The 13053-nt window shown below is 69.5% G+C and carries 10 protein-coding genes and 1 tRNA gene; 5 read left to right on the forward strand and 6 right to left on the reverse strand.

All coding sequences use genetic code 11. The annotated features are described in order from the left end of the window. Positions 1-25: 25 nt before the first annotated feature. The 3 genes from hrpA to IE178_RS36075 all read left to right on the forward strand — a co-directional run bounded on the left by hrpA (position 26) and on the right by IE178_RS36075 (position 4670). A complete protein-coding gene (hrpA, locus tag IE178_RS20240; protein ID WP_193513292.1) occupies positions 26-4030 on the forward strand; it encodes an ATP-dependent RNA helicase HrpA in 4005 nt (1334 codons plus the stop codon). A 93-nt stretch (positions 4031-4123) separates the two neighbouring features. After that, positions 4124-4198, forward strand: a tRNA-Asp gene (locus IE178_RS20245). A gap of 283 nt (positions 4199-4481) precedes the next feature. Next, on the forward strand, positions 4482-4670 hold the full coding sequence (locus IE178_RS36075; RefSeq protein WP_318280146.1) for a DUF6274 family protein: 189 nt from the start codon (positions 4482-4484) through the stop codon (positions 4668-4670). 435 nt (positions 4671-5105) lie between these two features. On the opposite strand, the gene bldC is transcribed toward IE178_RS36075, so the two are convergent. Beyond that, a complete protein-coding gene (bldC, locus tag IE178_RS20250) occupies positions 5106-5312 on the reverse strand; it encodes a developmental transcriptional regulator BldC (protein WP_003949541.1) in 207 nt (68 codons plus the stop codon). Positions 5313-5852: 540 nt separating this feature from the next. Beyond that, positions 5853-6695 (reverse strand): DUF8083 family protein, encoded by an 843-nt coding sequence (locus IE178_RS20255; RefSeq protein ID WP_193513293.1) that lies wholly within the window; start codon positions 6693-6695, stop codon positions 5853-5855. A gap of 223 nt (positions 6696-6918) precedes the next feature. On the opposite strand from IE178_RS20255, the gene IE178_RS20260 reads away from it, so the two are divergent. Both IE178_RS20260 and IE178_RS20265 read left to right on the forward strand, forming a co-directional pair. Next, positions 6919-8007, forward strand: a complete 1089-nt coding sequence (locus IE178_RS20260; RefSeq protein WP_184764456.1) for a Leu/Phe/Val dehydrogenase — start codon at positions 6919-6921, stop codon at positions 8005-8007. 317 nt (positions 8008-8324) lie between these two features. Then, positions 8325-8573 carry a DUF3073 domain-containing protein gene (locus IE178_RS20265; RefSeq protein ID WP_184764455.1) on the forward strand — a complete coding sequence of 83 codons (249 nt, stop codon included), beginning with the start codon at positions 8325-8327 and terminating at the stop codon, positions 8571-8573. A 152-nt stretch (positions 8574-8725) separates the two neighbouring features. Here the strand turns inward: IE178_RS20265 and purM are convergent, their stop codons facing one another. From purM to IE178_RS20285, 4 genes are all read right to left on the reverse strand, one after another. After that, positions 8726-9793 (reverse strand): phosphoribosylformylglycinamidine cyclo-ligase, encoded by a 1068-nt coding sequence (gene purM / locus IE178_RS20270; RefSeq protein WP_184764454.1) that lies wholly within the window; start codon positions 9791-9793, stop codon positions 8726-8728. Positions 9794-9826: 33 nt separating this feature from the next. After that, entirely contained in the window at positions 9827-11353 is a 1527-nt protein-coding gene (gene purF, locus IE178_RS20275) for an amidophosphoribosyltransferase (protein WP_184764453.1), read from the reverse strand. A 62-nt stretch (positions 11354-11415) separates the two neighbouring features. Further along, a complete protein-coding gene (locus tag IE178_RS20280) occupies positions 11416-12198 on the reverse strand; it encodes an META domain-containing protein (protein ID WP_193513294.1) in 783 nt (260 codons plus the stop codon). Between the two features lie 49 nt (positions 12199-12247). Further along, entirely contained in the window at positions 12248-13045 is a 798-nt protein-coding gene (locus IE178_RS20285) for a maleylpyruvate isomerase family mycothiol-dependent enzyme (RefSeq protein WP_193513295.1), read from the reverse strand. Positions 13046-13053 lie beyond the last annotated feature (8 nt).

Genomic DNA, 13053 nt, shown 5'->3' on the forward strand with positions numbered 1-13053 from the left:
CGCGGGATGAGATCCTGGAGTCCGTATGTCTACGCACTCTGCCCCCGCTCTCGGCTCCCTTGCCTCCCGCCTCACCGAGTTGTCGCTGCGCGATGCGCACCGGCTCGGGCGGAGGCTCGAGGGTGCACGCACGATCCGTAAGCCGGAGGCCCGCGCTGCCGTATTCGCCGAGATCGAGGCGGAGGTCGCCGGGGCCGAGGAGCGGATGACCGCGCGGCGTGCCCGGATGCCGGAGATCCGGTACCCGCAGCAGTTGCCCGTCAGCCAGAAGAAGGACGTGATCGCGGAGGCCATCCGCGATCACCAGGTGGTGATCGTCGCGGGTGAGACCGGGTCCGGGAAGACCACGCAGATCCCGAAGATCTGTCTGGAGCTGGGCCGGGGCGTCCGGGGCATGATCGGCCACACCCAGCCCCGGCGCATCGCCGCCCGCACGGTGGCCGAGCGGGTCGCCGAGGAGCTGGATACCCCGCTCGGGGAGGCCGTCGGCTGGAAGGTCCGCTTCACCGACCAGGTGAATCCGGAGGCCACGTTCATCAAGCTGATGACCGACGGCATCCTGCTCGCGGAGATCCAGACCGATCGCGAGCTGCGCGCCTACGACACGATCATCATCGACGAGGCGCACGAGCGGTCGCTGAACATCGACTTCCTGCTCGGTTATCTGGCGCAGTTGCTGCCGAAGCGGCCCGATCTCAAGGTCGTCATCACCTCCGCGACCATCGACCCGGAGCGTTTCTCACGGCATTTCGGTGACGCCCCGATCATCGAGGTCAGCGGGCGCACCTATCCGGTGGAGGTCCGTTACCGCCCGCTGCTGGAGGAGGACTCGGACGACGCCGACCGCGACCAGATCACCGCGATCACGGACGCCGTCGAGGAGCTGATGGCGGAGGGGCCCGGCGACATCCTGGTCTTCCTCTCCGGTGAGCGGGAGATCCGGGACACGGCGGACGCGCTGACGAAGAAGCGGTATCGCTCGACCGAGGTGCTGCCGTTGTACGCCCGGCTGTCCCATGCCGAGCAGCATCGGGTCTTCCAGCAGCACAGTGGTCGCAGGATTGTTCTGGCGACCAACGTGGCCGAGACGTCCCTGACCGTCCCGGGCATCAAGTACGTCATCGATCCCGGGTTCGCCCGCATCTCGCGGTACAGCCATCGCACGAAGGTGCAGCGGCTGCCGATCGAGGCGGTGTCGCAGGCCAGCGCCAATCAGCGCAAGGGGCGCTGCGGTCGTACGTCGGACGGTATCTGCATCCGTCTGTACAGCGAGGACGACTTCCTGTCCCGGCCGGAGTTCACGGACGCGGAGATCCTGCGGACGAACCTCGCCTCGGTGATCCTGCAGATGACGGCGGCCGGTCTGGGCGAGATCGAGAAGTTCCCGTTCATCGACCCGCCGGACCACCGCAACATCCGTGACGGTGTGCAGTTGCTGCAGGAGCTGGGTGCGCTCGACGCCGCGCAGAAGGATCCGCGCAAGCGGCTGACACAGACGGGCCGGAAGCTGGCGCAGTTGCCGGTGGACCCGCGGCTGGCGCGCATGGTGCTGGAGGCGGACCGCAACGGCTGTGTCCGTGAGGTCATGGTCATCGCGGCGGCGTTGTCGATCCAGGACCCGCGGGAGCGGCCGGCGGACAAGCAGGCGCAGGCGGACCAGCAGCATGCGCGGTTCCGGGACGAGTCCAGTGACTTCCTGGCCTACCTCAATCTGTGGCGGTACGTCCGCGAGCAGCAGAAGGAGCGCGGTTCGTCGTCGTTCCGGCGGATGTGCAAGCAGGAGTATCTGAACTTCCTGCGGATCCGCGAGTGGCAGGACATCTACACGCAGCTGCGGACGGTCGCCAAGCAGATGGGCATCCATCTGAACGAGGACGACGCCCCGGCGGATCACATCCATGTGTCCCTGCTGGCGGGTCTGCTCTCGCACATCGGCATGAAGGACGTGAAGGAGTCCAAGGACTCCGGCCCGGCGGGCCGCAAGGACGGCGGCCGTAACGAGTACCTGGGCGCGCGGAACGCCAAGTTCGCGATCTTCCCGGGGTCGGCGCTGTTCCGGAAGCCGCCCCGGTTCGTGATGTCGGCCGAGCTGGTGGAGACGTCGCGGTTGTGGGCGCGGGTCAACGCGAAGATCGAGCCGGAGTGGGTGGAGCCGCTCGCCGAGCACCTGCTGAAGCGCACGTACAGCGAGCCGCACTGGGAGAAGGACCAGGCGGCCGTGATGGCGTACGAGAAGGTGACGCTGTACGGCGTTCCGATCGTGGCGCAGCGGAAGGTGAACTACGGCCGGATCGATCCGGAGGCCTCCCGTGAGCTGTTCATCCGCAACGCGTTGGTCGAGGGCGACTGGCGGACGCATCACAAGTTCTTCGCGGACAACCGGCGGCTGCTGACCGAGGTCGAGGAGCTGGAGCACCGGGCGCGGCGGCGGGACATCCTGGTCGACGACGAGACCCTGTTCGACTTCTACGACCAGCGGATCCCCGAGCACGTGGTGTCGGGGGCGCACTTCGACTCGTGGTGGAAGCACAAGCGGCACGAGCAGCCCGACTTCCTCGACTTCGAGCGCGAGATGCTCATCCGGGAGTCGGCTGAGGCCGTCACCAAGGCCGACTATCCGGACACGTGGCGGCAGGGCCCGCTGAAGTTCCGGGTGACGTACCAGTTCGAGCCGGGTGCGGACGCCGACGGTGTGACGGTCCACGTCCCGCTCCAGGTGCTCAACCAGGTGACGGACGAGGGGTTCGACTGGCAGATTCCGGGCCTGCGCGAGGAGGTCGTCACGGAGCTGATCCGGTCGCTTCCCAAGCCGATCCGCCGCAACTACGTGCCGGCGCCGAACTTCGCGAAGGCGTTCCTGGAGCGGGCGTCGTCCCCGGAGGGGCACCATCGGACACAGTCGCCGCAGGAGCCGCTGACCGTGACGATGGCCCGTGAGCTGAAGCGGATGGTCGGGGTGCCCTTCGAGGCGGAGGACTTCGACTGGTCGCGCGTTCCGGACCATCTGAAGATCACCTTCAGGATCGTCGACGAGCGGCGGCGCAAGCTCGCCGAGGACAAGGATCTGGAGGCGCTGAAGCTCAGTCTGCGGCCGAAGGCCCGCAAGGCCCTGTCGCAGGCCGCTGCCGCCACCGCGCAGCGCGAGGGTGGCGAGTCCCTGGAGCGCAAGGGGCTGACGGACTGGACGATCGGTTCGCTCACCCGCGTGTTCGAGACCCGTCGTGCCGGTCAGCCGGTGAAGGCGTATCCGGCGCTGGTGGACGACGGTGACACGGTGTCCGTTCGGCTGTTCGACACGGAGGCCGAGCAGGCGGAGGCGATGTGGAGGGGCACGCGCCGGCTGATTCTGCTGGGCATCCCGGTCAATCCCGCGAAGTTCGCTTCCGAGAAGCTGACGAACGCTCAGAAGCTGGCGCTGTCGGCGAATCCGCACGGTTCCGTGCAGGCGCTGTTCGACGACTGCGCGATGGCCGCGGCGGACAAGCTGATCGCGGACTTCGGCGGGCCGGCGTGGGACGAGGAGTCGTACCGGAAGCTGTACGACAAGGTCCGCGCGGAGATCGTGGACACGACGGTCCGTGCGGTGGGCCAGGTGCAGCAGGTGCTGGCCGCGTGGCAGGCCTGTGAGCGGCGCCTGAAGGGCGTACGGAGCCCCGCGCTGCTGCCGAACCTGCAGGACGTGCGGGGGCAGCTGGACGGGCTCGTGCGGCCGGGTTTCGTGACGGAGGCGGGACTGCGCCGGCTGCCGGACCTGATGCGGTATCTGGTCGCCGCGGACCGCCGCCTGCAGCAGATGCCGGCGAACGTGCAGCGGGACACGACGCGCATGGCGAAGGTCCATGAGATGCGGGACGAGTACGCGTGGCTGCTGGAGCAGATGCCGCCGGGACGGCCCGTTCCGCAGCAGGTGCGGGAGATCCGCTGGATGATCGAGGAGCTGCGGGTCAGCTACTTCGCCCACGCGCTCGGCACGGCGTATCCGGTGTCGGACAAGCGGATCGTGAAGGCGATCGACGCGGCGGTGCCGTAACAGGCCCGGTACGCAGGGTGAGTTCGACCAAGGGGGTTTCCCTCCTGTAGAGTCCTTCTCGCAGCGCAACGCAGGAATGGCGCTGCGAAACCTGGTCCTGTGGAGCAGTTTGGAGTGCTCGCCACCCTGTCAAGGTGGAGGCCGCGGGTTCAAATCCCGTCAGGACCGCAACACGGAGAAGGCCCGCACCCCTTGGGGGTGCGGGCCTTCTTCGCGCATCGGCACACCCTGGGCCGCGCCCTGCGGCGGGGCCGCGATGGGGCACGGCACGTCCCGCCAGGACCTCGACCGGAAGAGCCCGGGTCTTCGGACCCGGGCTCTTCCGCGCGCTTCGGGGCACTGTGTGCCCGTCAGCGCCGTCAGCGCCTCTCTGCCGTCTTGACGGGCCCCCGTTCCCTCGGTACTCCAGGAGGCAGGACCTCTTCCCGTGTGGGCCCGCTGGGGGTGGCGTATGGCGGCATCGGCCAGGCATGAGACGCGGGCGTTGCTGCGTGCGCACCTGTCGGCCGCGTCGTCGTACCGGCATCTGACGCGTCACTGCCCGATCTGTCATCGCCTGTTGCGGCTGGCGATGGCCTCCCCGCCCGGCGTCCCGGAACCCGCCGAGGAACGGTCCGGCGCCAACGCGCGTTCTCTTTAGCGCATATGCCATGGGCTTAACAAGCCGACTGGTATGTGACGGGTGTCACCGTGTGAGTTTTGGGGAGTGCGGTACTTACACCTCTCCTACAACAGGTCAATTTAATATGTGCAATTGCACCACTCGGCGAGGCCCGCACCGGCCGGCCCACAGGTGATCCCCCACCCGGCCCCAGAGTCCGACAAGCCCGCGCACAGAGCGCTCCCCGAGACCCGCCGGGCACGGCCGGGCCCACCAACAGCGCACAAAAAAGATCGCGCTGGACCCGGCGGAGTCCAGCGCGATCGACGACGCACCCTTGTTCAGTTGCCTGGAAAGCTCTGATCGGTGTGGGCGTGGGGCCTGTTGGGGCAGTCCCCGCGTCGCTTGGAGCTAGGGTTCCGGGCGTCTCGACCAGTGGGGGACCAGCCGGTTATGCCCGGTTCATTCAGTTGTTCAGGCCTCGCTGCGCTGCTGCGGAATGCCCGCGAGCAGTGCGCGGACCTCGGCTTCGCGGTAGCGGCGGTGCCCGCCGAGCGTGCGGATCGACGTGAGCTTGCCTGCCTTCGCCCAGCGCGTGACCGTCTTGGGGTCGACGCGGAACATGGTGGCGACCTCAGCCGGGGTCAGCAGCGGCTCGGCATCAGGGGTGCGAGCGGTCATGAGCGGCCTCCTCGGGAGAACCGAACCTTCTCGGTTCTTTCCTCTAAATTCTGCACCTTGACCCGCGTTGCCCGAAATGGCGGACGCGAGTCGAGTCGGTTATAGGACGAACGGCTTGTCCTCGGCACTACAACTACACCATCTGTCCAGCCACGTCGGCCAAACCGATGGAATTGCCCTCCCAGGTGTTCATCAGCCGCGGAAGCCGATGGACCATGCCATAGCGGACAGTCACGCCACTGTGACGATCAGTCACAGCGGCGTTCAGGAGTCACCAGACCCCCCAAAGCACGCAATGCTGAGATTCCGCCCATAGCCGAGCACAGTAGGACGGAGGAGCCCTCCCCGGACTCCTTGTCCTATTTTGGCATGAGGAGGGGCAAGGGACGCAAGGGCCGCGTACGTGCGGTCCGTCACGCTTGGCGCGCTTGGGACAAACGCCCGGATCGGCATCTACGTCCGCTGCCGGGCCCGCACTGACGGAACCTCAGACACCTCAGTGCGATGACAAAACCCCAAGAAGGGGCGTTTGGTCAAACGTCAGTTCGCCGAGCGCAGGTCGCGCACCGAGCGCCAGCGCTCCACGAGACGCCCGTAGGCCGCTCCGGCGCCCTCCTCGTCGCCCCGGCGCAGCGCCGCGATCCCTTCGGCCACGTCCGCCGCCGAGTGGTCGTCCTCCAGCGTGCCGGCCGGCAGGGCGTGCACCAGCCCGCCGTAGTCCAGCTCGACCAGTGAGCGCGGGTGGAACTCCTCCAGCCAGCGTCCGACGTCCACCAGGCCGTCGATCAGCAGACTCTCCTCCATGGCGTCCCGCAGCGCCCGCAGCCCGCGCGCCACCCGGCGCCGGGCCTGGACCATGGGGGCCCGGTAGCGCAGTACGGGTGCCTCCTCGGCGGAGCCCTTGGCGTACTCCCGCTCGTCGTCCGCGAACAGCACGAACCAGTTGATCGGCACCTGCCAGGTCGCGGTACGGATCCACGGCCGGGCGTCGGGGTGGTCGGCGAGCCAGCGTTCGTAGTCCTGAGTGGCCTGGTGCCGTACGACCGGGGGCAAGAGCGCGTCCAGGACCGGCAGGGGGAAGTCCTCGGCGAGCTCACCGAGGGCCTGCCAGCCGCGCAGCCGGGTGCGCCAGGGGCAGACGCAGATCACGCCGTCGGCCTCCAGCACGAACGCGTCGTCGCTCTCGTGCACCGGTACCGGCACCGGCGGGGTGGGCGCGAGGTCGGCCAGCGCCCGGCGCAGTTCGTCCTGGCAGGAGGGGCGGTCGGGGCGGCGGGCGTAACGGGCCCAGTGGCCGCGTTCCGGCTCCGGGAAGGCGGCCAGCGGTTCGTACACGCGCAAGTAGGTCGCGTAGGGGACGATCAGCGAGGACACCTTGGGCACGCCTGCTCCCTCCCCCGCGGACCGTCGCGAAAACCTGTGGGGCCCTCGCGCGGACACACGGGAAATCCATGCAAATCGTCGCACGGCGGTACTCCGGTCGGAGGTGATCCCCGGCATGGTCACCACTGTGGGCACGGCAGGCTCTAATCTCGTGCTCACAGCCCCCGCCACCTCCACGGGAGGCTGCTCCCACACCGCCGCTACTTACTCAGGAGTCACCACAGTGACCGACGTATCTGACGGCGTCCTGCACACCCTGTTCCGCTCGGACCAGGGGGGCCACGAGCAAGTCGTGCTCTGTCAGGACCGTGCCAGTGGCCTCAAGGCCGTCATCGCCATCCACTCCACCGCGCTGGGCCCCGCCCTCGGTGGTACGCGCTTCTACCCGTACGCCACCGAGGAGGAGGCCGTCGCCGACGCCCTGAACCTCGCGCGCGGGATGTCGTACAAGAACGCCATGGCCGGTCTCGACCACGGCGGCGGCAAGGCCGTGATCATCGGTGACCCGGAGCAGATCAAGAGCGAGGAGCTGCTGCTGGCCTACGGCCGGTTCGTCGCCTCGCTGGGCGGCCGGTACGTCACCGCCTGCGACGTCGGCACCTACGTCGCCGACATGGACGTCGTGGCCCGTGAGTGCCGCTGGACCACCGGCCGCTCCCCCGAGAACGGCGGCGCCGGCGACTCCTCGGTGCTCACCGCCTTCGGCGTCTACCAAGGCATGCGGGCCTCCGCCCAGCACCTGTGGGGCGACCCCTCGCTGCGCGACCGCAAGGTCGGCGTCGCGGGCGTCGGCAAGGTCGGCCACCACCTGGTGGAGCACCTGCGGGCCGAGGGCGCCGAGGTCGTCATCACCGATGTGCGCGAGGAGGCCGTACGGCGGATCCTCGACCGGCACCCCGTGGGCGTGTCGGCGGTCGCCGACACCGAGGCGCTGATCCGCACCGAGGGCCTGGACGTCTACGCCCCGTGCGCGCTGGGCGGGGCGCTGAACGACGACAGCGTGCCGGTGCTGACCGCCACGGTGGTCTGCGGCGCCGCCAACAACCAGCTCGCCCACCCGGGAGTGGAGAAGGACCTCGCCGACCGCGGGATCCTCTACGCGCCGGACTACGTGGTGAACGCCGGCGGGGTCATCCAGGTCGCCGACGAGCTGCACGGCTTCGACTTCGACCGGTGCAAGGCGAAGGCGGCGAAGATCTTCGACACCACGCTCGCCATATTCGCACGTGCGAAGGAAGACGGGATTCCGCCGGCCGCCGCGGCCGACCGGATCGCCGAGCAGCGGATGGCGGAGGCGCGCCCGGCGCGATGAGGCCCGCGAGGGCGGCCCCTGCGGGGCGCCCTCGCACATATGACCGGTACCCGTCGGCGGGCACTTGGAGACAACTCTCACTTCTCCCGGCGGGTCGACCGCCGATAACTGGTTAAAATCGCGGTTGACCAGCGAGGACGGGGCGCCTCGAAGGTCCTGGGCGCGGGCACGTCATGCGGGCGACGTACCGTATGGGCGCGGGCTCAGGTACCGTGGAAGCCCTACGGACCGGACTTTCCGCGGAGAGTCCGTTCTGGACCATGAACGCGTGTCAAGACTCTGGGGCCGTCGAGCCCCGTCGTTGAGGGGGTCGAGCCATGGGGCGCGGCCGGGCCAAGGCCAAGCAGACGAAGGTCGCCCGCCAGCTGAAGTACAACAGCGGTGGGACTGATCTCTCACGCCTGGCCGAGGAGCTGGGCGCATCGCCGTCGAACCAGTCACCGAACGGTGACCATTTCGAGGACGATGAGCAAGACGACGACCTGTACGCACGGTACGCCGACCTCTATGAGGACGACGACGAGGGCGAGGACGGACCGTCCTCGCAACAGCGTCGCGGCGCTTGACCTTGCGCTGAGCATGAACCCGGTCGGTGGCCCCGGTCACCGACCGGGTTCAGTGCTGCCCTGACCGCGCCTGCCGTCCGGGCCGACTCCCTGCCCGTGCTGCCCGCACGGTCACCGCGCGGGCAGCGTTCCGGTGCTCGGTGTCCCGGTGCTCAGTTCGCGTAGTCACCGACGAGGGCCGCGCCCGTGGTGTGCTCGCCGCGGTCGGTGATCTCGCCGGCCACCCAGGCGTCCACACCGCGGTCGGCCAGCGTCGCCAGCGCCACCTCGACGGACTCCTGCGGCACGATCGCGATCATGCCGACCCCCATGTTGAGGGTCTTCTCCAGCTCCAGTCGCTCCACCGAGCCGGTCCGGCCGACGAGGTCGAAGACCGGGGCGGGGGTCCAGGTGGAGCGGTCGACGGTCGCGTGCAGTCCGTCGGGGATCACTCGGGCCAGGTTGGCCGCGAGGCCGCCGCCGGTGACATGGCTGAACGCGTGCACCTCGGTGGTGCGGATCAGGGCCAGGCAGTCCAGCGAGTAGATCTTGGTGGGCTCGAGCAGTTCCTCGCCGAGGGTGCGGCCCAGCTCGTCGATCCGGCTCTCCAGGGCGAGCCCCGCCCGGTCCAGCAGCACGTGCCGGACGAGGGAGTAGCCGTTGGAGTGAAGGCCGGAGGACGCCATGGCGATCACCGCGTCACCCGTACGGATGCGATCCGCGCCGAGCAGCCGGTCGGCCTCCACGACGCCCGTACCGGCGCCGGCGACGTCGAAGTCGTCCGGACCCAGCAGGCCCGGGTGTTCGGCCGTCTCACCGCCGACCAGGGCGCATCCGGCCAGTACACAGCCCTCGGCGATGCCCTTGACGATGGCGGCGACCCGCTCGGGGTGAACCTTGCCGACGCAGATGTAGTCGGTCATGAACAGCGGCTCGGCGCCGCACACCACGATGTCGTCCATGACCATGGCGACCAGGTCGTGGCCGATGGAGTCGTACACGCCCAGCTGCCGCGCGATGTCGACCTTGGTGCCGACGCCGTCCGTGGCGGAGGCGAGCAGCGGACGGTCGTACTTCTTCAGGGCGGAGGCGTCGAAGAGGCCGGCGAAGCCGCCGAGGCCGCCGAGGACCTCGGGGCGCTGCGTCTTCTTCACCCACTCCTTCATCAGCTCGACGGCGCGGTCGCCCGCCTCGATGTCGACGCCCGCCGCTGCGTAGCTGGCACCAGTGTTCTGGGACATGACTGTGAGAGCTTTCGTGTCGTCCGTCAGGGCTTACGGGCGGCGGATCGCGTCGACCGCGGCCGGGGCGGCGGTGCCGGCGGCCAGCTCGGTCTCCAGGAGCTGCTTGCCGAGGAGCTCGGGGTCGGGCAGCTCCATCGGGTACTCGCCGTCGAAGCAGGCGCGGCACAGGTTCGGCTTGGCGATGGTGGTCGCCTCGATCATGCCGTCGATGGAGATGTACGCCAGGGAGTCGGCGCCCAGCGAGGTGCCGATCTCCTCGATGGTCATGCCGTTGGCGATGAGCTCGGCGCGGGTGGCGAAGTCGATGCCGAAGAAGCACGGCCACTTCACGGGCGGCGAGGAGATCCGGATGTGGACCTCGGCGGCGCCCGCCTCGCGGAGCATGCGGACCAGGGCGCGCTGGGTGTTGCCGCGGACGATCGAGTCGTCGACCACGACCAGGCGCTTGCCCTTGATGACTTCCTTGAGCGGGTTCAGCTTCAGGCGGATGCCGAGCTGCCGGATGGTCTGCGAGGGCTGGATGAACGTACGTCCGACGTACGCGTTCTTGACCAGGCCGGCGCCGAAGGGGATGCCGGACGCCTCCGCGTAGCCGATGGCGGCCGGGGTGCCCGACTCCGGGGTCGGTATGACCAGGTCGGCCTCGGCCGGTGCCTCCTTGGCGAGGCGGCGGCCCATCTCGACGCGCGAGAGGTACACGTTCCGGCCGGCTATGTCGGTGTCCGGGCGGGCCAGGTACACGTACTCGAAGACACAGCCCTTGGGCTTCGCTTCCGCGAATCGGGAGGTGCGCAGGCCGTTCTCGTCGATGGCGACGAACTCGCCCGGTTCGATCTCGCGCACGAAGCTGGCGCCGCAGATGTCGAGGGCGGCGGACTCGGAGGCGACCACCCAGCCGCGCTCCAGGCGGCCCAGGACCAGCGGGCGGATGCCCTGCGGGTCCCTGGCCGCGTAGAGGGTGTTCTCGTCCATGAAGACGAGGCTGAAGGCGCCCCTGACCTTCGGGAGGACCACGTGCGCGGCCTGCTCCACGGTCACCGGTTCGCCGTCGGCGGCGCGCTGGCCGGCCAGCAGGGCGGTGATCAGGTCGGTGTCGTTGGTGGCCGCGACCTTCGGGGAACGGCCGTTCTCCTTGGGGAGCTCGCCGACCAGTTCGGCGAGCTGCGCCGTGTTGACCAGGTTGCCGTTGTGGCCGAGCGCGATGGATCCGTGCGCGGTGGCGCGGAACGTCGGCTGGGCGTTTTCCCACACGGAGGCGCCAGTGGTCGAGTAGCGGGCGTGTCCGACCGCGATGTGACCCTGGAGTGAACCGAGCGAGGTCTCGTCGAAGACCTGGGAAACGAGGCCCATGTCCTTGAAGACGAGGATCTGGGAGCCGTTGCTGACCGCGATTCCCGCGGATTCCTGGCCCCGATGCTGGAGGGCGTAGAGCCCGAAGTACGTGAGCTTGGCGACCTCTTCGCCCGGAGCCCAGACACCGAAGACGCCGCAAGCGTCCTGGGGGCCCTTCTCGCCGGGGAGCAGGTCGTGGTTGAGTCGTCCGTCACCACGTGGCACGCCACCGAGTGTAGGCGAGATCGCCCACTGGTCCGAATGCGCGATGCGGCCGCCGTCATGCATCAGCCCTCGGCGACGGCACGGACCTCGGCCCCGTTTTCGCTGGTCAGCGTGAGCGTGCGGTGATCGATGGAGTAGGCGAGCGTGGCGTCGAAGAGCTTCGTCAGGGCCTTCTCGCTGTCCATGAGTGAGTCTTCGCACATCATTCGGGTCGTGGAGGGCGCGCCCAGGGTGATATGCCCGTCGCGCACGGTGGCCTCGGCGTTCACCTGGTTGCAGCCGAGGCTGCCGGAGACGGTGCCCTTCTTCTCGTCGAAGGTGAGGTGGGCGCGGCTGTCGGTGGCGGGGGTGGTGACGGTCCACTTGGTGCCGGCCAGCGGGGTGTCCTTCGCCTCGCTGAGGCGGACGGTGTCGCCGGCGTCGGTGGTGAGGGTGAGGCGGTCGCCCTTCACATCGGCCTTCAGGGCGCTGTCGGCGAGGGTGCGGGAGAGGGCGCGTTCGAAGTCCATGGGCTGGTCGTCGCAGGCCATCTCGGTGGAGGCGGCGTCGCTGAGGCTGATCCGGTCGCCGTCGACGGCGGCCTTGGAACTGAAGGTGTTGCATCCGTAGCTGCCCTCGGCCCGGCCCTTGTCGTCGAGGGTGACGTGTGCGCTGCCGGGGGCCCGGTGGGTGGTGCCGTCGACGGTGACGCTGTCGACGCTCCAGCGGATGCCGGTGACCGGTTCGTCCACGCCGGCGGTGCCGCTGCCCGCTCCCGCCCGTTCGCTGCCACAGGCCGCCGCGAGCGGGACGAGCACGGCGACTGCCATCAGGGTCATGCGCTGCTGGTGCTTCTGCCTGTACATGCCGATTCGACGGGAGACGGGAGCGGGCGGTTCCCCTTCGGTCCGGGGATCACGTCAGCAGCGGCAGATACGGCCCCAGGTCCGCCCGCTCCCCGCTCGCGCTGACCCGGGCGTCGGCGACGGCGTCCGGCCAGGCCGTGCGCCCGGTGGCCAGGCGGATCCAGGTCAGCGGGTCGGTCTCGACGACGTTCGGCGGGGTGCCGCGGGTGTGCCGGGGCCCCTCCACGCACTGCACCACCGCGTACGGCGGGATCCGCACCTCGGTCGAGCCGCCGGGCGCCTTCGCCGCGAGCGCGTCGGCCAGCAGCCGGGTGCAGGCGGCGAGGGCCTGACGGTCGTAGGGGATGTCGAGGCCGGGCACGGCGGCGTTGAGGTCGTCGGTGTGGACGACGAGTTCCACGGTGCGGGTGACGACGTAGTCGGCCAGCGGCAGGGCGCCGGCACTGGTGGGCAGCAGCCTGCCGCCGGGGTGCGCGTCGAGGCGAGCGGTGAAGCGCCGCTCGACGTCGGCCAGGTGGGCGTCGGGGTCGGGGTGGTCCGCGGCCGACCGACGGGCGGTCGCGGCGATGGCGTCCGCCTCGGCGGCTATCGCGAACGGCCAGTCGAGCAGCCGCCCGTCCTGCCGCGCGGGCTCGGGCTCGTCCAGCAGCCGGTCCACGGCGGTCAACGCCATCCCGATGTGCGCCACCAGTTCCCGTACGGTCCACTCGCCCAGCCGCGTCGGCCGCGCGAGCTGCTCGGGGGTGAGGGGGCGCACGGCCGCCCGCACGTTTGCGAACTGCGCCAGCACGGCGGTGCGGGTCCTGGCGGGGTCATAGGTACGGGCGCGTTTCCTGGCCGGTGGCATGGCGGCAG

It is taken from the genome of Streptomyces griseoloalbus (assembly GCA_014650015.1).
GTDB lineage: Bacteria > Actinomycetota > Actinomycetes > Streptomycetales > Streptomycetaceae > Streptomyces > Streptomyces griseoloalbus.